The following is a 21,106-nucleotide window of genomic DNA, read 5'->3' as shown; positions in this document are numbered from 1 at the left end:
TCGCTAGGCCGGTTCGGCAACCTTCGGCCTGTGCGCTTCGATCAGGTGATTGCGGAAGACGCGGGCGATTTCGGAAAGCGTGCTGACCGGAAAATGGGCGAGACAGAGTGCGATCTTGAAACTCAGCAAATCGGGCCGCAGCGCCCGCATCTTGCCGGCTGAAACCCATTGCCCGGCATAATGCTTCGGCAGAAAGCTGACATAGCGTCCACTCAGAATGAGGTGCGCGAGCCCTTCCATCGAATAGGCGGTTGCAATCGGCGTTTGCGCAAAAAGCGAACTATAGCCGGTGGCGATCGCATAACCTCGCCGGGCATGGGCCTGTTCGGCAATACGTTCCAGCGTCAGTTGCCGGGCATCCGCTGTAAATAGCGGATGCTGCGCGCCGCAATAGAGGTTCTGCTCCTCGTGGAAAAGCTGCTGGAGATGAACCGCCGCATTCATCGGCTGGTTCGGCACGATGGCGATTTCCATCTGCCGGTTGAGAAGCGCGTTTTCAATCTGGTTGGGCGAAACGACGAGCAGCGTCACATGCACATCCGGAACCTGCCGGTTGAATGCGGCGATGGCGGCATGGATCGCGCAGCGCGGGTTGCCGACTACGGCGTCCACTGCGCCGATACGCAGTTCGCCCACCAGCCGCCCGCGCATCACGCCCACTTCGCTGCGGAAACTGTCGAGCGCGGCAAAGCACTTGATCGTTTCCGCATAGACTTTCTGGCCATGCTCGGTCAGCGCAAAGCCTGACCGTCCGCGCCGGCACAGTGTGAGGCCGAGGCGGGTTTCAAGCGCCGCCATCTGGGCGCTGATGGTCGAGCGGGCAATGCCCAGTTCTTCCTGCGCATGGGTGAAGCCGCCATTCTCGACCACGGAGCGGAAAATCCGCAATTGCCGTAGATCGACATCGCTCAACGGGGGGATGTGCTGGGACATGATGCGTCTGTAAAATCGGACGTTTAGTTTTGAACTTCGATATTATCGGACGTTTCTCTCTATGGCAACGTCAGGGCACTCGATCCTGTCCGGAGCCCAAAAATGACCGCTTCCAAACCGTCCAGCCGCAGCTTTCAACCCGTTTCTGCCTTTGATTCCCCGCGCTATGCCGGGGCGGCGACCTTCATGCGCCTGCCGCTGCTCGGTCTGGACGCGTCGGATATCGATGCCGTCGATATCGGCATTGTCGGCGTGCCGTGGGATGGCGGCACCACCAACCGGCCGGGCACGCGCCACGGGCCGCGCCAGCTTCGCGATCTCTCGACCATGCTGCGCCCGATCCATCCGGCCACCGGCATGAACCCCTATACAATCTGCAACGTGGCGGATCTCGGCGATAGCCCGGTCAACCCGGCCGATGTGATGGATGCGCTGACCCGCATCACCGGCTTTTATGCCGGGCTCAAGGCGCGCGGCATCACGCCGCTCAGCGCCGGCGGCGATCATCTCATGTCCTATCCGATCCTCAAGGCTCTTGCCGCCGACGGTCCGGTCGGCATGATCCATTTCGATGCCCATACCGATCTTTTCGACGATTATTTCGGCGGCTTCAAATACACCCATGGCACGCCGTTCCGCCGTGCCATCGAGGAAGGCTATCTCGATCCGAAGCGGGTGGTGCAGATCGGCATTCGCGGCACGATGTATGACGGCAGCGACGTGGCCTGGGGTCTTGAACAGGGCGTGCGCATCATCCGCATCGAGGAATTCGAGGAACGCGGCGTCGATGACGTGATGGCGGAAGCCCGCGCCATTGTCGGCGACCTTCCCACCTATGTCACCTTTGATATCGACAGCCTCGATCCCTCGGTGGCGCCGGGCACCGGCACGCCGGAAGTCGGTGGCTTCTCCACCCGCGAGGCGCAGCGCATGGTGCGCAAACTGGCCGGCCTCAACCTGATCGGCGCCGATCTTGTCGAGGTTTCGCCGCCCTTCGACCCGGCCGGCGGCACCGCCTGGGTCGGTATTTCCATGATGTTCGAACTTCTCTGTGTGCTTGCGGCCTCGCCCGCCACCCGCAAATCCGCCTGATCCTTCCTCCCAAGCCCCTCAATCTGGAGACCACGCATGAACAAGCAGACCCGTTCCCGCCTTCGCGTATCCCTGCTGGCCGTCGTCACGACGCTTGGCCTTGCCTCGCCCTCGCTTGCCGCTGAAAAGCTCAAGGTGGCCCTGTCCACCTGGGTCGGCTATGGCCCGCTCTTCATAGCCAAGTCGCAAGGCCTTTTCGAAAAGGAGGGTCTCGATGTCGATCTCATCATCATGGAAGACGTGAAGACCCGCATGCCGGCGCTTGCCGCAGGGCGTATCGATGCCGCCGTGACCACCATCGACACGGTGCTGGGCTTTTCCTCCGCCGAACACGCGATGACCTATCTCTTCGCCGTGGACGACAGCCGTGGCGGTGACGGCATCGTCGCCACCAAGGACATCAAGTCGGTCGCCGATCTCAAGGGCAAGAAGGTCGCCTATACCGAGGGCTCGGTGTCGCAGTTCTTTCTCAGCGTGCTTCTGAAGGACGCCGGTCTTTCGCTGAAGGATGTCCAGTCGCTCAACATGACGGCGGGGGATGCCGGTGCGGCCTTCGTGGCCGGCAAGGTGGATGCAGCCGTGACCTGGGAACCGTGGCTGAGCCGCGGCAAGGCCGCGCCGCACGGTTCCGTTCTGGTGGATAGCGCGCAGAAACCCGGCCTGATCACCGATGTCATGGTCACGACCAAGAAGACGCTTTCCGAACGGGAAGCGGCGATGAAGGGCCTTTACCGCGCATGGGCCGCTGCTGTCGACTGGCAGAAGGCGCATGTGGAAGACGCCGACAAGATCATGGCCAAAGGCGTCGGCGGCTGGCTGGAAGACCCGAAGGTGTTTGCCGAAACCCGCGCCGGCATCGCCTTCTACGACAACGCCATGAACCAGAGCTTCATGGATCCGGCCAATGCCGATGGCATTCTCGGCACCATCGTCAAGGCAAAGACGCTGGGCGAGGAAGCCGGCCTGTTCAAGGTATCGGCCGAACCGGCCTCGATGATCGCGACGGGTATCGTCAAGTAAGCCACGAACGGAGCAGGCACCATGAAGACCAGATCGCTTTTCTCGCCGAAAACCGCCATTCCCCGCACCACCTATGTCGGGTTGAGCGTTGCATCGGTGCTGGCCATTTTCGGTCTGTGGTGCCTGCTCACCTATGGCGGTTTCACGCCGCCGGATTTCCTTGCCACGCCCGGCGAGGTGCTGGCCGCCGCCATTCACCGCATTGCCAATCTCTCGCTGTTCGAACACATGGCCTCGAGCCTTGAGGTCATCCTGTCCGGCTTCATCCTCGCGTCCGTTCTGGCGGTGCCCATCGGCATTCTCATGGGTTCGTTCCCGGCGGTGCAGGCCATATTCGAACCGATCACCGGCTTCATGCGCTATATTCCGGTCTCGGCACTCATTCCGCTGCTGATCTTGTGGATCGGTATCGGCATCGAGCAGAAGATCATGGTGATCTTCCTCGGAACGTTCTTCCAGCAGCTTATCCTGATCTCGGACGTGTCCGCCCGCGTCAGCAAGGATCTGATCGATTGCGCCTTCACGCTGGGCGCCCGGCGCGGACAGGTCGTGATGCGCGTTCTCCTGCCCGCCTGCATGCCGGGCGTCATGGATAACTTGCGTGTGACGATGGGCTGGGCCTGGACCTATCTCGTGGTGGCGGAACTCGTCGCAGCCGATAGCGGCCTCGGCTACATGATCCTCAACGCCATGCGCGGTCTCTTCACCGATGTCATCCTGCTCGGTGTCTTCACGATCGGCATTCTCGGCCTGATCACCGATTTCTTCTTCAAGTGGTTGCGCCAGCGTCTGCTGCCGTGGTCGGTCAATCTTTAAGGAGCCGCCCCATGAGCCTTCTTACTCTCAAGGATGTTTCGGTCCGTTTCGAACCCAAGGGCAAGCCGCCCGTCACCGCGCTGGCCGAGGTGTCGCTGACCGTGCCTCACGACACGTTTTCGGTGCTGGTCGGTCCCTCAGGCTGCGGCAAGTCCACCCTGCTCAGGTTGGTGGCCGGGCTGGAGGAACCGACAAGCGGCAGCATCACGCTGGATGGCAGGCCGATCGAAGGTCCGTCGCGCGAGCGTGGCATGGTGTTCCAGAGCTACACACTCTTTCCCTGGCTGACCGTGCGCGAGAATGTGATGTTCGGACCGAAGCTCAAGGGCCTCCCCAAGAGCGAATGCGCGGCGATTGCCGACGAACTGATCGAGGCCGTCCATCTCAAGGATTTCGCCCGGTCTTACCCGACAGAGCTTTCCGGCGGCATGCGCCAGCGCGTCGCCATTGCGCGAGCACTGGCCAACGATCCGCGCATTTTGCTGATGGACGAGCCCTTCGGCGCGCTGGACAGCCAGACGCGACAGGTGATGCAGGAACTGCTTCTCGAAATCTGGCAGAGCAAGCGCAAGACGGTGCTGTTCATCACCCATGATATCGACGAGGCGATCCTGCTCGGCGATGACATCCACGTCATGACGGCGCGGCCCGGACGGATCAAGGCGTCCATTGCCAACACCATCGCCCGCCCGCGTGACATCGACACGCTGATCTCCGAGGAGTTCATGGGCTACAAGCGGCAGATCCTGTCACTCATGCACAATGAGGCGCTGAAGGCGGCGATGTAATGTTCGCCGTCCATGACGCATTGAACGGTTCACGGGGCGGTGCTGACCGGCCCGCCCTGCAGTGACGGTCACGGTAGTCGCAAGTGCGGGAGACGGCAACGAGGCGATGAAAACCGGATCGAAGCGCATGATGCCGGTGAAAGCACCTTGTTTATCCCGGGCACGGTTTCGAGTGGATCACGGGCGGTCAGCTATGTGGCAAACCGAACGTCCCGCATCCTGCGCCTGTGGCTTCGCCGTGCCAGAGAAACAACGCCGAAAGACCGAGTTGTTCGGCCAGCGGCAGCCCCCGTTCTGCGCCCAGAACCATGAACGCCGTCGCCCAGGCGTCAGCACTCATGCAGTCGCGCGCGATGACACTGACGGAGGCCGGAGACTGGAGGAGCGGCATGCCGCGCTTCGGATCGATGGTGTGTGAAAGCAACCGTCCGTCGACCTCTACAAAGTGTCGGTAGTCTCCCGAGGTGGCGATGGCGGCATCCTGAAGCTCAAGGATCGAGTGCGCCGCGCGGGCTTTGCGGTCCGGCGTTTCGATGGCGATGGCCCAGCCACGGCCATCGGGCTGGGTGCCGAGCGCGCGCAGTTCGCCGTCGATGGCGAAGAGACCTGCCGTCACGCCGTGTTGGAGAGCGGTTTCCGCAAGCCGGTCGACGCCGAAGCCTTTGGCTATGCCGTTGAGATCGAAGCGCATGGCCGCGTGCTTTCGAGCCTTGCGGTTGGCGCGGTCGAGTTCCAGCAGGTCGTAGGCAGGGCTGCGTGACGCAACGCGGGCGGCTTTGATCGCGGCTTCACTCGCCTGCTCCGGGCCGAAGCCCCAGGGGACGATGGCATCGCCCAGGCCGATATCAAAGGCGCCGCCGGAGGCGCGACCGATGGTCAGCCCGGCATCGAGCACCGCCATGAGGTTCTCCGGCAGGTCCACCCATGCGCCGGGCGCTGCCGCGTTCAGGCGATTGAGGTCGCTTTCCGGCTTCCAGGTGGACATCTGCCGATCCACGTCGCCCACGGCCTTTTCAAGCGCGGCGCGGATTTCGCCGGTGTCGAAATCGCGCGGCATGTGGAACAGGGCAGACCAGCGGGTGCCCATGGTTGGCCCGTTGAGGGCGTGGCGGGTGAGATCAGTAAATGTCTTCGGCATAGCGGCCTTCTGCTTTCAGGCTGGCAAGGCTCATGCCTTGCGGAGCAAGAATATCGGCAAGGGCGGCGGCGACGCCCGCTGCCATGTCGCGCCCGCCGCAAACGAGAACCTGTCCGCCGGCGGCAATCAGCTTGGCAAGGCGGCTTGCATCCCTGCGCAGGATATCCTGAACATAGGCCGGTGTCGCCGTGCGGGAGAAGGCGGTGAAAACGGAGGTCAACCGTCCGTCGTCCTTCCAGTCCGCCAGTTCCTCGGCATAGAGCGCATCGCTTGCCGGGTGGCGGGTGCCGAAATAGAGGTACATCGGCTGGTGAGCGCGGTTGGCGCGGGCAAAACCGGCAAGCGGTCCGATGCCAGTGCCGGCACCGATCAGGATGATCGGCTGGCGGCCGCGCGCCGGGCGAAACGCCGGGTTCGGGCGAATGAAGGCCGTCACGGTTTCACCAGGTTCCAGCGCCGTCAATCGGGTGGAGCAAAGCCCGCCGGCCTGCCGGCGCACGCAGATTTCCAGAAAGCCGTCCTTCGCGCCCGAGGCCAGCGAATAAAAGCGTGGCAGGTCGGAGCCCTCGGGCACGATACCGATGAGATCGCCGGCTTCGAACCGCGGCAGGCCCTTGCCCGTCAGCCGCTGCCAGAGCGAAGGCACCGGCAGGGCAAAGCGCAGGATGGCGGTTGTTGCCTGAACATTGGCGCCGTAATCGCGGCGGGAAACGAGCGTCAGGGTCCAGAGCTTCGGCGCAACGGTTTGGTGGTTCAGTTCGAAATCCTGCCCCAGCGCCTGCGCCAGTGCCCGGCCCCAGCGGGCGAAATCCTGCGGCGACTGGCGGTCGACCGTCTCGAAGGGGGTGAGCACGGTCCATCCCTTTTCCTCGGCCTCGCGGGCGATTTTCGCGGCAAAGCCGCAATAGGCGGGGAAGGTTCGTTCGCCGAACCCGAGCACCGCCAGCGACAGGTCGGGGCGCACCGGCGCACCGGCAAAACGCTCGAGAAAGCCTGCGGCAGATGTCGGAGCTTCGCCGTCGCCATAGGTGGCGGCAAGCAGCAGCAGGCGCTTCGCTTTCGTCCAGCGTTCCGGCGCGAAGGCAGACATGGCGGCAACGTGAACGGCAAAGCCCTGTTCAGCCAGCGTGCCACGCAGGGTTTCGGCAAAGCCCCAGGTCGTGCCGCCCTCGCTGCCGACGAGGATGATGGTGTCGGCCTCGCCCGCGGCAATGGAGGCTCTCTTGCGGTCGCGACGGCTGTCGAGCCAGACCTTGACACCGGTCCAGCCGAGCACGGGCACACCCAGGGCGGAAAGGCCGAGAAGAAGCCCGAGCCAGGCCATGCCCTGACCTGTGTGCAGCATGGCGGCGGTATCATTGACCGTGTCGACCCAGTTGGCGTCGTTCCAGGCGAGAAGCGCGCCGTTGCCCTGATCGATGTAGCCCTGACCGCGCTCCGTCTTCACGGTGAAGACATCCGTCGCGTCACCATCCGCCGGAAAATTCAGCGATTTGAGTTCCTCCAGCGGTATGGCCTGAAGGGCGGCTATCGACGCGACCGGGACATGCGTTTCGCCACTGACCGTGGCGGGGAAGGGTGGTGCGCCGGCCCCTTCCGGCAGAATGTCGAATGTGGCGGCGGTCATCCACAGCGCGGTGAGGGCAGAGAGAAAGAGGCCGGGCAGGGCAAGGCGTGAGACGATGGTGTGCAGACGCCCGTTACCCTTGCCGCGCACCGGCTTCAGAATACCCCGCCAGCTTCCGGCACGCCGTGCCATGACGAAGAGGCCGGACACCGACAGGAGAAGCATCGCTGCCGCACCGCCAGCCGTCACCAGCCGGCCGGTATCGTCGAGCAGAAGCGAGCGGTGGACGTTGGTCAGCAGCCGTTGCAGGCTGGACGTGCCGGCGCTGCCGGCCGGCTGGCCGGTGGCCGGATCGATGATGGCGGAGGCAGGCTGGTCGCCTTCGAAATAATAGGCGGTGATGCGCCCGGAAGGTGCTCGCCGGATCTGCTCCACCGAAGGTTCGGCGGCCTGTACACGCGCGGCAAGTTCGGCAACGCTGATGGCTTGCGCGGCGGGCGTTCCGAACACTTCGGCGGCGGGGAAGACGGAAAGCGCGGTTCCGCTCAGTGCGATGACGATGAGAAGCCCGGCGGCAACAAGTCCGAACCAGCGGTGGAGAGACCGGATCATGATGGATGACCTGTCCTTAACGTGTGTAGCTGAAATCGGCGATGTAGCGGGTGCCCTTGACCGTCTGGCCAGAGCCGGCCGAGGTTAGCGGAATGACGATCTCGTTCGGGCTGTCGCGCATGTCTTCCACGGCGGAATCGATGTGTAACTGGTAGCCTGCATCGAACAGCGTATCGGCCAGATCGACGGTGATCTTGAGTGAGCGTCCCGCACCGACGCTGGCGCCGGAAATGCCGCTGATTTCGCCGGTATCTCCGCCGGAGGCGCGATACCAGCCGCTCAGATGCTCGTAATATTTCGCCTTGCCGCCCGCCATCCACAGGCTGCCGGCATATTTGCCCTGCGCATCCGTCACGTAATAGGCGAGGTAGGCGCCGTCGCCGCCGTAGTTGCGCATGTTGGTGCTCAGGGTTACCTGACCGGCCTGGGCAAAGGCGGGAATGGTGAGCGCCGTGGTGACGGCGAGCATGGCGAAAAGGGACTTCAGTCGCATGGGGTTCTCCTGCAGTGGTGTGGGAAAAAGGGGATTGTGAAATCAGCGGCGGCCGTGCCGGCCCTCGATTTCCCTGATCTCAAGGGTTACGGGGTCGATCTTTGCCTCGAAGCGGCGACCGGCGCTGTCTGTGCCGTAGACCTCGTAGCAGCCATCATCGATCTTGATGCGCTTCAGCGACCAGCCCTGCTGTTCGGCCAGTTCACGCACCGCCTCGCGGGATTTCCACTCGCCGGTCGGGGCATCGCAATCGGCGAAGGCCAGAACGGGCGAGGTGGCCAGAATGGTCAGGGCCAGTATGGGCAGGATGCCGGTCTTCATCATCGTTTCCTCTCGTTGTCGGGGTCATCAATCCCGCGGTAAACTGACGGCGACCTGACGGATTGCTCCTTCCTGCTTCAGCTTCCCGTAAGCTGGCGGGTGGACTACGGTTTCAGGCAAAAGGAGAAGCGGATATGCGCGTATTGCTGATCGAGGACGACACGGCGCTGGGTGCGGCCATTCGCGACCAGATCGCCGCCGATGGCCATTCCGTCGATTGGGTTCAGCGGCTGGATCGTGCCGGCGATGCGCTTGCCGCCGCCGCCTTCGATCTCGTGCTGCTCGACCTGATGCTGCCTGATGGGCTCGGCATTCCCTTCCTGCGGGCGCTGAGGGCGCGGGGCGACGTGACGCCGGTCATCATCCTCACGGCGCTCGATCAGGTGTCAGACCGCATTGCCGGGTTGAATGCCGGTGCGGACGATTACATGGTCAAGCCTTTCGATCTGGCCGAACTTTCCGCCCGCATCGGCTCGGTTGCGCGCCGCTACACCGGCAATCCAAACCCGATCATCACGCTCGGGCCGCTGGAAATCGACATTGCGGCCCGCAATGTGCGGGCCAACGGTAAGCCGGTCATTCTGACGGCGCGGGAATGGGTGTTGTTCGAAGCCTTTCTGCAACGCCCCGGTCAGCTTCTTTCGAAGGCGCAACTCGAAGAGCGCCTCTATTCTTTCGATACCGAAATCGACAGCAACGCCATCGAGGTGCACGTGAGCCGTCTCAGAAAGAAGCTCGGCGCTTCCGTTATCGAGACCGAGCGCGGCCTCGGCTACAGGCTGGGCCGGCCATGAGGATGTTTACATCGCTTCAGGCGCGGCTCGCCATCGCCATCGGTTTGTCTGTCACGCTGCTGTGGCTCGCGGCCGCCGCTGTCACCGCGCATCGGGTGGGGCGGGAAATGGAAGAGGTGTTCGACGACGGGCTGAAAGCCACCGCCCAGCGCATTCTGCCGATCATCCGGCACGATCTGCGCGAGGGGCGTCAGCGCAAGGATGCCCCTCCGGGTCACGATGATGAGGACGACGACGATGCCCGCCCGGCGCGCATCGGACGCGAGGCGCGCTACGGCGAGGATGTAACCTTCATCGTCCGGGACCGGGATGGGCAGATTCTGCTGGGTTCGAGGAATGCCGATGCGGCGATCTTTCCGGCGTTCGAGAAGCGTGGCTTCCTGCGCACCGCCACCCATCGCCTCTATTACGACACAAGCCCGGATCGGAACCTGACGATCGCTGTCGCCGAACCGCTAGAACAACGACAGAAATTGTCGCGCAAGATGTTGTTCGGCCTGCTCGCGCCGCTTCTCGTCGTCATTCCCATCAGCCTGCTGACAATCCTTTATTCCGTGCGCCGCTCGCTGCGCCCGGTGCAGGTGTTGCAACAGGATCTGGCCCATCGCGGCGTGCAGGATCTTTCGCCACTGCCGGATGGTGGCCTGCCGAGCGAACTCAGCCCGATTTCGGCGGGGATCAACCAGCTTCTCGAACGGTTGAAGGCCGCCTTCAATGCCGAACGCAGCTTTGCGGCCAATGCCGCGCACGAACTGCGAACGCCGGTGGCCGGTGCCATTGCCCAGGCCCAGCGCATCCGCTCGGAAACGCAGGAAGAGCAGACTGGCCAGCGGGCGGCGGAAATCGAGACGACGCTGAAGCGATTGATGCGAATGTCGGAAAAACTGATGCAGCTTGCCCGGGCCGAAGGCGGGCGTCTGCGCGCCGACGAACCCTCCGACCTCCGCATGGTCTTGAAAATGGTCATTCAGGATTTCGCCCGCGCCGGAGAGGCCCGGATTGTCTCAAGCGTCCCTGATGTGCCGGTCCCCTCGTTGCTTGATCCCGATGCGGTCGGGATCCTTGCCCGCAATCTCATCGAAAACGCCCTGAAACACGGGGCGGACGGCGGTCGTGTCGACGTGGCGCTGGAGGCCGATGGTGTGTTGCGGGTGGCCAATGACGGGCCGGTGCTGCCGCCTGAGGCGATGGAAAAGCTGATGCGCCGTTTCGAACGCGGAAACGGCAAGATTGGCGGGATCGGGCTTGGGCTGTCCATCGTCAAGGTGATTTGCGACCGGGCCGGCGCGGATATCAGCGTCACCTCGCCCCGTGCAATCGGCAAGGACGGCGTGGAGGTGAAGGTCACGATCCCGCTGGCCTGATTCCGCTGCTTGTGCTTGCCGGCTGGAGTGAAAGCCTGTGGTCGATCTATGCCGCGGTTCCGCTCTATATGGAGGCGCCCGAAGCGATGGGTGGATCGTATCGGAATGCGAGGTCCGGTCGGCGGCACTCAATCCGGATCGTTGCTGTCGTCAACCTCGTCGGCGCAGGGCCAATGCGCCGGGGCCGTTAGGCCCGGCGGCAGTTTCGTCTTGTTGTCGCCGCAAGCCAGATTGATCTGTTCCTGAACGAGACCGGTGGCTGCGGAAAGATCGACGCCATCAAGACGGGTCAGGAGCAGGAAGGCATTGTCGAAATCGATCGGCCCGCTGAATGCGGCACCGGCCACGCGCGCGCGGGCAAGGTTGGCCATGGTGAAGCGGCTGCCGGTAATATCCGCTCCGCGGAAATCTGCCCGCCCGAGTTCGGCTTTGGTGAAATCGGCGTCACGCAGCTTCGCACCGCGGAAATCGGCGCGCTGAACCTCGGCGTTTGTGAACTTTGCGCCGTTGGCCGTGCTACCGTTGAAATTGACACGGTAGGCCTCGACGCGGCTGAGATTGGCATCTTGAAGATCGGCCTCGGCAAATGAGGCGCGTATCATTTTCGCCTTTTCGATGTCCGCGGATTTCAGAGATGAACCGCGGAAATCGGTAAAGCTGAGATCGGCTTTCGCGAGGTTGGCATTGTCGAGTTGGCTGCCGGGGATGACCAGCATCGACTTCTTGCAGCCACTCCAGTCAGCGCCCGGCTGTGGACCGCCCCGACAGTCGGCTGCAAACGCGGCCCCGGATGCTCCCGCAATCAGCAGGGGCACGGTCATTGCAGCAGCGGCCAGGATGCGCCTTTGCAACGAGCGTCCATAATTGAAACCGGTCATGACACCGCTCCGAAACCGAAGGTCAATGCGCGATGGCGCATTTTCTCCTTGTTATCTAGTGAGCCATCGACGCCGTGAAAACAGGCAAATGACAGGTTAGCGCCACATCTTAACAATTCTATCGCAATCTTGCCTTCCCGTCACGAGCCGATGCGGTGTGCCGGCCGCTGCCGCAATGCAGAGGCGGCATGAACATTCTCAGGCAATCAGCAATTCGGCTTCTGCGGCCTGGATCGCTTCGGCGATATCGGGCGGCGGCGGCTGGTTTGTGGCCAGTGTGGTGATGCCGTCGAAGCCACAGACCCGGACAAGCGCCGGCTTCGAGAATTTGCTGTGGTCGGTGACGACAAGCCTTCGCTTGCCGCGGGAAAGTACGTTGCGGGCAAATTCCGCCTCTTCCAGATCGTAATCGGCAATCCCGTCCGGCGTGATCGCGCCAGCGGTGATGACGGCATGGGTGACGTTGAACCGGTTGATGAATTCGATGGCGGTGGAGCCGAAGGCCGCGCCGTTATCGCTGCGTAACTCGCCGCCGGCCATGTAGACCCGGTTTCCGTTGACGGTCGCCAGTGTCCGGGCAATGTCGGAGGAATTGGTGACGACCGTCAGGCGGCGATGGCCGTGCAATTCACGGGCAAGAAAACTGGTCGAAGTGCCGGTATCGAGCATGATGGAATCGCCGTCGCGGATGGTGGCGGCGACGGCGGCGGCGATGGCCTTCTTCGCCTCGCTGTTCTCGCGCATGCGCTTTTCGAAGGGCGCTTCACCGATTTCCGAGGGCAGGCTGACAGCGCCGTGCAGGCGCATGACGCTGCCCTCATCCACGAGGGGCTTGATATCGCGACGGATAGTTTCCAGCGAGACGTCGAGAACGCGGGCAAGTTCGGAAATGGCAATCGTGCCGTCGCGCTCAAGCAAGCGAAAAATATCGCGGTGGCGTTTCGATGGCTGCATTCCGGTTGATCCTCTTTCACGCGATCCTAATGGGAAGAGGAGCGTCCCGCAACCGCAGCCACGAAAACGGGCATAAAAACACAAAAAGCCACAAAACCGGATTGACAAGCCGCGCCGCCTCGCATGTCATAGGGCTGCGCGCTCGGTAGTTGAAGCCATAAGAAAACGGGGAACGGCGGGGCGCTCAAGCTGAATGATGGCGACGGTCTTCAGGCCGGCGCGACGAACCCGGACCGGGCGGCCTTTTGCAAGGCCGTGCGAACGCCTGTTCGTGCGCTATGTGGCTGACCGACCTAGGCAACCGGGAGATGGCGAGATGAGCGAAAGTCCGGCTGCACCGCCCGAAGCGCGCATTGCGCGGCTTCCGTGCTGGAACGGCCCCGTCACGTTCGAACCGCTCAAGGGTGGTTTAAGCAATGACAGTTTCGTGGTGACCGACGCATCAGGCCGGCATGTGGTGCGGTTCGGCAAGGACTACCCGTTTCACCATGTCTATCGCGATCGGGAACTGATGAGCGCGCGGGCCGCGCATGAAGCCGGCTTCGCACCCAAGGTTGAATACGCCGAGCCCGGTGTGATGGTCGCCACCTTTCTGGAGGCCAGAACCTTTTCGCCTGCGGATGTGGTGGCCGAGCGTTTGCGGGTGGCCGAGCTTCTGCGGCGGTTTCATGCGGCGATGCCGCATCACGTCTCGGGGGCCGGTTTCATCTTCTGGGCCTTTCACGTCATCCGCGATTATGCCCGCACGCTTGATGCCGGCGGCAGCCGCATGAAGCCGGAACTGACCCGTTATCTGACCCTTGCCACCGAACTGGAAGCCGCACAGGCGCCGCTGCCTGTCGTGTTCGCTCACAACGATCTCCTGCCGTCGAACTTTCTCGATGATGGTGAGCGGCTCTGGCTGATCGACTTCGAATATGCGGGTTTTTCCACTGCGATGTTCGATCTGGCGGGCGCATCCTCGAATGCCGGGTTCACGGCGGAGCAGTCGGAGGAGTTCCTCACCGCCTATTTCGGTGCCGAGCCGGCACCCGCCATCCGCCGGTCGATGGCGGCGATGCAATGCGCATCGCTGCTGCGCGAGGCGATGTGGAGCATGGTGTCGGAACTTTATCTTTCCGCTCCAGGTGCCGACTACGTCGCCTACACCACCGAAAATCTCGAGCGGCTTGAAGCCGCACTTTCCTCCTATACCGAAACCTACGGGAAATTCTCATCATGACCCTGCCTTCCCACGCCGGGATCGTCGTTATCGGCGGCGGCATCATCGGCTGCTCCACAGCCTACCATTTGGCCCGCGATCACAAGGCGGATGTACTGCTTCTGGAACAGGACATGCTGACCTCCGGTTCCACCTGGCATGCCGCGGGTCTCGTCGGGCAGTTGCGCTCGTCCGCTTCGATCACCCGTGTGCTGAAATATTCGGTCGATCTCTACAAGGGGCTGGAGGCGGAAACCGGCCTGGCGACAGGCTGGAAGATGACGGGTTGCCTGCGCCTTGCCACCAATCAGGACCGCTGGACCGAGTTCCGGCGGCTGGCGACGACGGCAAAAAGCTTCGGCATGGAGATGCATCTCGTTTCACCGGAAGAGGTGAAGCGCATGTGGCCGCTCATGAATGTCGATGATCTCGTCGGCGCAAGCTGGCTGCCGACCGACGGGCAGGCCAGCCCTTCCGATATAACCCAGTCGCTGGCGCGCGGCGCACGCATGCATGGCGCGAAGATTGTCGAGAAGGTGCAGGTGACCGGCTTCGAAATGCAGGACGGCCGTATCGTCAAGGTCAAGACGACGCTTGGCGACGTTGCCTGCGAAAAGGTCGTCAACTGTGCCGGGCAATGGGCGCGGCAGGTGGGGGCGATGGCTGGCATCAACGTGCCGCTGCAGGCCGTCAAGCACCAGTACATCATCACCGACAGGATCGAGGGACTGGCGACCGACGCGCCGACCATTCGTGATCCCGACCGCCGTACCTACTTCAAGGAAGAGGTTGGCGGTCTGGTGATGGGCGGCTACGAGCCCAATCCCAAGCCGTGGATGACCGACGACCTGCCGAACGACTGGGCCTTCCGCCTGTTCGATGACGATTTCGATCATTTCGAACAGCATATCGAACAAGCCATGGTGCGCGTGCCGATCCTTGAAAAGACCGGTGTCAAGCAGATGATCAACGGACCCGAGAGCTTCACGCCGGACGGCAACTTCATTCTGGGTGTGGCGCCGGAATGCCCGAACATGTTTGTCGGCGCGGGTTTCAATGCCTTCGGCATCGCATCCGGTGGCGGCGCGGGTTGGGTTCTGGCGCAATGGGTGGTCGATGGCGAGGCGCCGCTCGATCTGTGGACGGTCGATATCCGCCGCTTCTCGGGTCTGCATCGCGACCGGCAATGGGTGCTAGACCGCACGCTGGAAGCCTATGGAAAACACTACACGATCGGCTTCCCGCACGAGGAATATGAGAGCGGACGCCCGCGTCTCGTGTCGCCGATTTATGAGCGGTTGAAGGCGCATAACGCAGTGTTCGGCTCCAAGCTGGGCTGGGAGCGGCCGAACTGGTTCGCACCTGCGGGCACGGAGCCGAAGGATATCTATTCGATGGGCCGGCAGAACTGGTTCGGACCGGTCGGCGAGGAACATGCCCATGTGCGCAAGGCGGCCGGTCTTTTTGACCAGTCCTCCTTCGCAAAGTACGAATTGGCCGGTCCCGATGCGGTCACGGCGCTGGAGTGGGTCTGCGCCAACGATGTCTCGCGCCCGGCGGGTCGCCTGACCTATACGCAGCTTCTGAATACCCGTGGCGGCATCGAGGCCGATTTGACGGTGGCCCGGATCGCCGACGATCTGTTCTACATCGTCACGGGCACTGGCTTCCGGACCCATGATCTCGGCTGGATCACCGATCATATTCCCGCCGGGCTCGATGTAACCGTTCGCGATATTACCGAGGAATGGGGCACGCTGTCGCTGATGGGCCCGAAAGCGCGCGACATTCTGTCGGCCGTCACCGATGCCGACGTCTCCAATGCCGGCTTCCCCTTCGGCCATGTCAGGGAAGTCGCCATCGCCGGTCACACTGTGCGGGCCTTGCGCGTCACCTATGTCGGCGAACTCGGCTGGGAACTGCATATGCCGATCGATGCCGCCGGCGAGGTGTTCGATGCGCTGATGGCGGCGGGCAAGCCCTTTGACCTCAAGCCCGTCGGCTATCGTGCGATGGAATCCCTGCGTCTTGAAAAGGGTTACCGGGCCTGGGGTTCGGATATCACGCCGAACGATACGCCATTCGAGGCCGGCCTCGGCTGGGCTGTCAAGCTGAAGAAGGCGACGCCGCTTCTCGGCCGTGCGGCGCTGGAAAAGGTTACAGGCGCGCCGCTGAAAAAGCGCCTTGTTACCTTCACCGTTGCCGATGCCGATGTGGTGCTTGTCGGGCGCGAGACCATTCTGCGCGATGGTGAGCCGGTCGGCTATCTGACGAGCGGCGGTTTCGGCTATACTGTCGGGGCGAATATCGGTCTTGGCTATGTGCGTAACGCCGACGGCGTGAGCGATGAATTTCTCGAGGGCGGAACCTATGAACTGGTGGTGGCGGACGAGCGTGTTCCGGCCACACTTCATCTCGCGCCGCTCTATGATCCGGGCATGATGAAAATAAAGGCATAAGCCCGGATTCCATTGCTGGAAAGGTTCAGGCTCGCCGCACTTGCGGCGGGAGGAAGGTTCTTTGTGCTTGTGACTTGAGCACTGTGTGTATTGGCAGGTGGCAATTCAAAAAAATGTGAGCTACGTCGAAATTTTCGCTTGAATTATTCCTGTCAGTACAATCATATTCCTTATACGAAAAATCACGACAACGTGAATTCGGAAAGCGACGCCAGAATCGCTTTGCATCAGGGGTCGCCCGCGGACTGCGACGCCATTGGGAATGCAGGGGCCACAACGGCGCAGGCCGGTGCGGCAATCCCATACCCGAGACCATGGCGGCAAGCATTTGCATGCAGTGTCCAAAGGGGAACCACAAAAATGCTGACGACGAGACTGCTGACGAAAATGAAAATGGGAGCGATCGCGCTTGCGATGGCCTCCTCCTGCGTAGCCGCCGCCCATGCCCAGGCACCCGAATCCAGCGATCCGATCAAGGTTGCGCTGTTCGACTGGACGAGCGTCAACCTGAACGCCAAGATCTATGGCGGCATTCTCGAAAAGCTCGGCTACACGGTCGAGTATCCGACCGCCGACTATCTTTCGAGCCTGACCACCGGTCTCACCAATGGTGACCTGACCATCGGTATGGAATTCTGGGCGACGACCGCTGGCGAAGCCATGGCCGCCTCCGATGCCACGGGCCTGACCGAAAACCTCGGCCCGCTGGGTCCGAAGGCCAAGGAAGAGTGGTGGTTTCCGGAATATATGAAGGAAAAATGCCCGGGCCTGCCAAACTGGGAAGCGCTGAAGGACCCGGCCTGCGCGAGCGCCTTCTCGACGCCGGAGACCGCGCCGAAGGGCCGTTACGTCGGTGGTCCCGTGACCTGGGAAGGCTTCGATGACGAACGTGTCGTCTCACTCGGCCTGCCGTTCACCGTTATCCATGCCGGTACCGATGCCGCCATGTTCGCCGAACTCGACTCGGCCTACCAGCGCAAGGCGCCGATCATCCTGTGGGTCTATTCGCCGCACTGGGCCCCTGCCAAGTATAAGGGCGAATGGGTCGAATTCCCGGAATATACCAAGGAATGCTACACGGACCCGAAGTGGGGCGTGAACCCGAACGCGCTTTATGACTGCGGCAAGCCGCATGGCGACATCTTCAAATATGCCTGGAAGGGCATGCAGGAAAAGTGGCCCGTCGCCTACAAGCTGGCCAAGAACTACAAGATCGACACCGCCGAACTCAACGCCATGAGCGGTGAGATCGATCTTGACGGCAAGGCGCCGGAAGACGTTGCTGCCGAGTGGATCGCCAAGCACGAGGCTGAATGGAAGGCCTGGGCGCAATAACGCCCGAAGCCGGAGACTGTGCGGCGGCTCTCCATTCCGAAGGGCCGCCTCTTCCTGACAACAGCACGTCGAGGATCCTATCCATGAACACGATTGCCGATATCGGCGGTCTGGCCGCGCCCCTTGCGAGCGCTGCGCAGCCACGGCCCGTGAAAATGTCATGCCGCAAGGTGTGGAAGCTGTTCGGCCCTGACGCCACGGAATTTCTCGAAACCCGCGACGGGATCGCCAGCGTCGATGATATTGCCAAGGCCAATCTTGTTGGTGCCGTCCGCAATGTGAATTTCGATATCCACGAAGGCGAGATCTTCATCATCATGGGCCTGTCCGGCTCGGGCAAGTCGACGCTGGTGCGCTGCCTGTCACGCCTCATCGACCCCACCTTCGGCACCATCGAATTCGAGGGCAAGGACCTTCTCAAGGTCTCCGATGCCGAACTTATCGAGATGCGCCGCCACCGCATGGGCATGGTGTTCCAGAATTTCGCGTTGCTGCCCCATCTCAACGTCCTCGAAAACATCGCCTTTCCGTTGGCGGTACAGGGCGTGGACAAGGCCACGCGCACGGCGCGCGCCCGCGAGATGATCGAACTCGTCAGCCTCCGCGGCCGCGAACATTTCTATCCGCGTGAGCTTTCCGGCGGGCAGCAGCAGCGCGTCGGGATCGCGCGCAGCCTCGCCACCAAACCCGATATCTGGTTTCTCGACGAACCCTTTTCGGCGCTCGATCCGCTCATCCGCCGCGAAATGCAGGATGAACTGATCCGCCTGCAATCCGTGCTGAACAAGACGATCATCTTCATCACCCATGACTTTGACGAGGCCATCCGGCTGGCGGATCGCGTTGCGATCATGAAGGACGGGCAGGTCATCCAGATCGGCCGGCCCGAAGAACTGGTGCTGAACCCGGCCACCGACTATGTCGCCGAGTTTACCCGCGATGTGCCGCGTTCCAAGGTCGTATCCGCCCGGCGGCTCATGCGTCCGGCAACGGGGGCCGATTATGGCGGAACGGTTGCGCCGGATGCGCGCGTCGCCACCTTCTCCGCTGATATCGTCAGGGTCGGCAAGCCTTTTGCCGTCGTCGATGCCGCCGGTCAGATCCTGGGCGAGGTGACGCCGCGCTCAGTCGTGGCCTTGCTGGCCGGCATTCCGGAAGAGGGGAGCGTTCATGGCTATCCTGACCTCTGATCTGCCCGATGCCGGGATAAAGCGCCTTGTCAGAAGCTGGCCGGCCATATGGGGCTGCGCGCTTGTGGCGGTCTTCGGGCTTTATCTGCTGCGCGACGAGTTTCCCTCCGCCGTCACCTTCCGGGCCGATACCGTCATTCCTTTTTCCGATGGCATGACGATGCTGATGGTCTGGCTGAAGGCGAACATAAGCTGGCTGACGCGTTCGATCACCGACATTCTCGGCGTGCCGCTCGACTTCGCGCTGGGACTTTTCGCCAAGAACCTGAAATTCGGCGCCGGGGCGAACGCCGTCATCTTTCCCCGCCTCTCCTGGCTTGGCGTCTGCATTGCCGCCTTTCTGGCCGGCCACGCCTTCGGCGGCAGGCGACTGGCCGCGCTGGTCGGAGGCTGTTTCCTTTACATCGCGCTTTTCGGCAAATGGCAGAGCGCCATGCTGACCCTTGCGCTCATCGCGATCGCCGTTCCGGCCTGCATCGTCACGGGGGTCGTGATCGGCATCTGGGCGTGGCGCAATCCGAAGGTCGACCGGGTTCTCGTCTCGCCGGTCCTCGATCTGATGCAGACCATCCCCACTTTCGCCTATCTCATTCCGATGCTGCTGCTCTTCGGCAACAGCCCGGTTTCGGCAATGATCGCGACCGCCATATTCGCGACGCCGCCAATGGTGCGCGCCACGATGCTGGGCCTGTCGCGGGTGCCATCCGATCTCGGCGATTTTGGCGACATGGCCGGGTGTACGCCACGCCAGAAACTCTGGCAGGTGCTTCTGCCCTCCGCGCGGCCAACACTGATGGTCGGCGTCAACCAGGTCATCATGCTCTCGTTGAACATGGTCATCATCGCCTCGATGATCGGCGCCGGCGGACTTGGCTATGACGTGCTTCTGGCGCTGCGTGCGCTCAAGGTGGGGGAAGCGATGGAGGCAGGTCTTGCCATCGTCGCGCTCGCCATTGCGCTGGATCGTCTCAGCCAGGCCATGGCCACCAGCGGACAGGCAAAGAAATCGGGTGACCTGGCGTCGCGACCCTTCTACCGCCGGCATATCCATCTGACGCTCGCCATCGCGGCGCTGGTCGTGACGACGCTCGGCAGTCTCTACATCCCGGCGCTTGCCGCCATCCCGAAGGATATGACACTGACGACGGCACCGCTATGGAAGGACGCGCTGAACTGGGTCACGGTCAATCTTTTCGACGTGATCGAGGCGTTCCGCGTCAGTCTCATCCTCTATGTGCTCAATCCGGTGCGCGCGATCTGCGAGGGGTTTCCCTGGCTGGGCGCCGTGGCGCTGGTCGGGCTTGCCGGTTATCAACTCGGCGGTTCCCGGCTGGCGTTGATCGTCGGCGGGCTGACGGCGTTCTGCGCCTTCGCCGGCCTGTGGGAAAAGACCATGGCGACCGTTTATCTCTGCGGGATTTCGGTGGTGCTCTCCTGCCTCATCGGCATCCCGATCGGCTTGATGGCGGCCCGCAGCGACCGGGTGGAGAAGATCGTGACACCGATCATCGACACGCTGCAGGTGTTGCCGTCCTTCTGCTTTATCATTCCTGTTGTGATGCTGTTTCGCGTCGGTGATGTCACGGCCATGATCGCGACCGTTTCCTTCGCCATTGTGCCGGCCATTCGCTACACCAATCACGGCATCCGGCAGGTGCCGCCGACACTGATCGAGGCGGCGCTGGTTTCGGGCTGCACAAGACGGCAGATCCTCTGGCGGGTGCAGTTGCCGGTCGCCCTGCCGGAAATCATGCTCGGTGTCAGCCAGACCATCCTGATGGCGCTTGCCATGATCATCATCTGCGCCATGATCGGCACCCGCGATCTCGGGCAGGAAGTGTTCATTGCGCTTTCCAAGGCCGATTCCGGGCGTGGCATCGTCGCCGGTCTTGCCATCGCCTTCATCGGCATCGTCGCCGACCGGCTTTTCGGAGCGATGGCCGCAAGACGGCGCGAACGTGTCCACTAACGCGTGATCCAGTGAGAGCTTGATCGGATGTCATGTCCGGAAGATGCGTGAAAGCAAGACGTTGGAGTATCCGTTTTGATCAAGCTAGTTTTGGGGTCCATTTGCGATTGTTTTTCAGCAGTGCGTTAGCGAGAACGATGAGTTTTCGCATGATGGCAGTGATGGCGACCTTTGGTGGTTTT

18 protein-coding genes and 1 pseudogene are annotated in these 21,106 nt (G+C 62.4%); 11 read left to right on the top strand and 8 right to left on the bottom strand.

Annotation, left to right across the window (positions count from 1 at the left end):
* Positions 1 to 3 precede the first annotated feature (3 nt).
* Positions 4 to 933 (bottom strand): LysR family transcriptional regulator, encoded by a 930-nt coding sequence (locus tag GGQ66_RS21170; protein ID WP_183795407.1) that lies wholly within the window; start codon positions 931 to 933, stop codon positions 4 to 6.
* A gap of 102 nt (positions 934 to 1,035) precedes the next feature.
* Here GGQ66_RS21170 and speB point away from each other — a divergent pair, with 102 nt between their 5' ends.
* From speB to GGQ66_RS21150, 4 genes are read left to right on the top strand one after another with little or no spacing between them, the layout of a single operon-like run.
* Positions 1,036 to 2,025, top strand: coding sequence for an agmatinase (speB, locus tag GGQ66_RS21165; protein ID WP_183795405.1), 990 nt, complete (start codon positions 1,036 to 1,038; stop codon positions 2,023 to 2,025).
* Between the two features lie 36 nt (positions 2,026 to 2,061).
* Entirely contained in the window at positions 2,062 to 3,045 is a 984-nt protein-coding gene (locus tag GGQ66_RS21160; protein WP_183795403.1) for an ABC transporter substrate-binding protein, read from the top strand.
* Between the two features lie 21 nt (positions 3,046 to 3,066).
* Entirely contained in the window at positions 3,067 to 3,861 is a 795-nt protein-coding gene (locus tag GGQ66_RS21155; protein WP_183795401.1) for an ABC transporter permease, read from the top strand.
* 11 nt (positions 3,862 to 3,872) lie between these two features.
* Complete coding sequence (locus tag GGQ66_RS21150) at positions 3,873 to 4,649, top strand: ABC transporter ATP-binding protein (RefSeq protein WP_183795399.1); 777 nt, start codon at positions 3,873 to 3,875, stop codon at positions 4,647 to 4,649.
* Positions 4,650 to 4,836: 187 nt separating this feature from the next.
* Here the strand turns inward: GGQ66_RS21150 and GGQ66_RS21145 are convergent, their stop codons facing one another.
* From GGQ66_RS21145 to GGQ66_RS21130, 4 genes are read right to left on the bottom strand one after another with little or no spacing between them, the layout of a single operon-like run.
* Positions 4,837 to 5,787 (bottom strand): FAD:protein FMN transferase, encoded by a 951-nt coding sequence (locus tag GGQ66_RS21145; protein WP_183795397.1) that lies wholly within the window; start codon positions 5,785 to 5,787, stop codon positions 4,837 to 4,839.
* A complete protein-coding gene (locus GGQ66_RS21140; protein WP_183795395.1) occupies positions 5,768 to 7,966 on the bottom strand; it encodes a PepSY domain-containing protein in 2,199 nt (732 codons plus the stop codon). The genes GGQ66_RS21145 and GGQ66_RS21140 overlap by 20 nt, the downstream gene beginning before the upstream one ends.
* A 16-nt stretch (positions 7,967 to 7,982) precedes the next feature.
* Positions 7,983 to 8,453 carry a DUF2271 domain-containing protein gene (locus GGQ66_RS21135; protein WP_183795432.1) on the bottom strand — a complete coding sequence of 157 codons (471 nt, stop codon included), beginning with the start codon at positions 8,451 to 8,453 and terminating at the stop codon, positions 7,983 to 7,985.
* 48 nt (positions 8,454 to 8,501) lie between these two features.
* The gene (locus GGQ66_RS21130) at positions 8,502 to 8,780 is read right to left on the bottom strand and encodes a PepSY domain-containing protein (RefSeq protein WP_183795393.1); all 279 of its coding nucleotides are present in this window, start codon (positions 8,778 to 8,780) and stop codon (positions 8,502 to 8,504) included.
* Positions 8,781 to 8,914: 134 nt separating this feature from the next.
* Between GGQ66_RS21130 and GGQ66_RS21125 the strand changes: the two genes are divergently transcribed.
* Both GGQ66_RS21125 and GGQ66_RS21120 read left to right on the top strand, forming a co-directional pair.
* On the top strand, positions 8,915 to 9,574 hold the full coding sequence (locus tag GGQ66_RS21125) for a response regulator transcription factor (RefSeq protein WP_183795391.1): 660 nt from the start codon (positions 8,915 to 8,917) through the stop codon (positions 9,572 to 9,574).
* Positions 9,571 to 10,938 carry an ATP-binding protein gene (locus GGQ66_RS21120; RefSeq protein ID WP_183795389.1) on the top strand — a complete coding sequence of 456 codons (1,368 nt, stop codon included), beginning with the start codon at positions 9,571 to 9,573 and terminating at the stop codon, positions 10,936 to 10,938. The genes GGQ66_RS21125 and GGQ66_RS21120 overlap by 4 nt, the downstream gene beginning before the upstream one ends.
* Before the next feature lie 128 nt (positions 10,939 to 11,066).
* Here GGQ66_RS21120 and GGQ66_RS21115 read toward each other — a convergent pair whose 3' ends face one another.
* Both GGQ66_RS21115 and GGQ66_RS21110 read right to left on the bottom strand, forming a co-directional pair.
* Positions 11,067 to 11,816 (bottom strand): pentapeptide repeat-containing protein, encoded by a 750-nt coding sequence (locus tag GGQ66_RS21115; RefSeq protein ID WP_183795387.1) that lies wholly within the window; start codon positions 11,814 to 11,816, stop codon positions 11,067 to 11,069.
* Positions 11,817 to 12,014: 198 nt separating this feature from the next.
* Positions 12,015 to 12,770 carry a DeoR/GlpR family DNA-binding transcription regulator gene (locus tag GGQ66_RS21110; protein WP_183795385.1) on the bottom strand — a complete coding sequence of 252 codons (756 nt, stop codon included), beginning with the start codon at positions 12,768 to 12,770 and terminating at the stop codon, positions 12,015 to 12,017.
* Positions 12,771 to 13,086: 316 nt separating this feature from the next.
* On the opposite strand from GGQ66_RS21110, the gene GGQ66_RS21105 reads away from it, so the two are divergent.
* The 5 genes from GGQ66_RS21105 to GGQ66_RS21085 all read left to right on the top strand — a co-directional run bounded on the left by GGQ66_RS21105 (position 13,087) and on the right by GGQ66_RS21085 (position 20,924).
* Positions 13,087 to 13,992: a phosphotransferase gene (locus GGQ66_RS21105; RefSeq protein ID WP_183795383.1), complete on the top strand. Its 906-nt coding sequence runs from the start codon at positions 13,087 to 13,089 to the stop codon at positions 13,990 to 13,992.
* Entirely contained in the window at positions 13,989 to 16,430 is a 2,442-nt protein-coding gene (locus tag GGQ66_RS21100) for a GcvT family protein (protein ID WP_183795381.1), read from the top strand. The genes GGQ66_RS21105 and GGQ66_RS21100 overlap by 4 nt, the downstream gene beginning before the upstream one ends.
* A 360-nt stretch (positions 16,431 to 16,790) precedes the next feature.
* Entirely contained in the window at positions 16,791 to 17,765 is a 975-nt protein-coding gene (locus GGQ66_RS21095) for an ABC transporter substrate-binding protein (protein WP_183795379.1), read from the top strand.
* 83 nt (positions 17,766 to 17,848) lie between these two features.
* Complete coding sequence (locus tag GGQ66_RS21090; RefSeq protein WP_183795377.1) at positions 17,849 to 18,955, top strand: quaternary amine ABC transporter ATP-binding protein; 1,107 nt, start codon at positions 17,849 to 17,851, stop codon at positions 18,953 to 18,955.
* Positions 18,936 to 20,924, top strand: a complete 1,989-nt coding sequence (locus tag GGQ66_RS21085) for an ABC transporter permease (protein WP_183795375.1) — start codon at positions 18,936 to 18,938, stop codon at positions 20,922 to 20,924. Before GGQ66_RS21090 ends, GGQ66_RS21085 begins: the two co-directional genes overlap by 20 nt.
* A 79-nt stretch (positions 20,925 to 21,003) precedes the next feature.
* Here GGQ66_RS21085 and GGQ66_RS21080 read toward each other — a convergent pair.
* A pseudogene (locus GGQ66_RS21080) lies at positions 21,004 to 21,106 on the bottom strand (IS110 family transposase); the annotation flags it as partial.

This window comes from Allorhizobium borbori (assembly GCF_014196535.1).
GTDB lineage: Bacteria > Pseudomonadota > Alphaproteobacteria > Rhizobiales > Rhizobiaceae > Ectorhizobium > Ectorhizobium borbori.
Note: the sequence above shows the minus strand (reverse complement) of the source record. Positions and strands in the feature narration are given on the sequence as shown.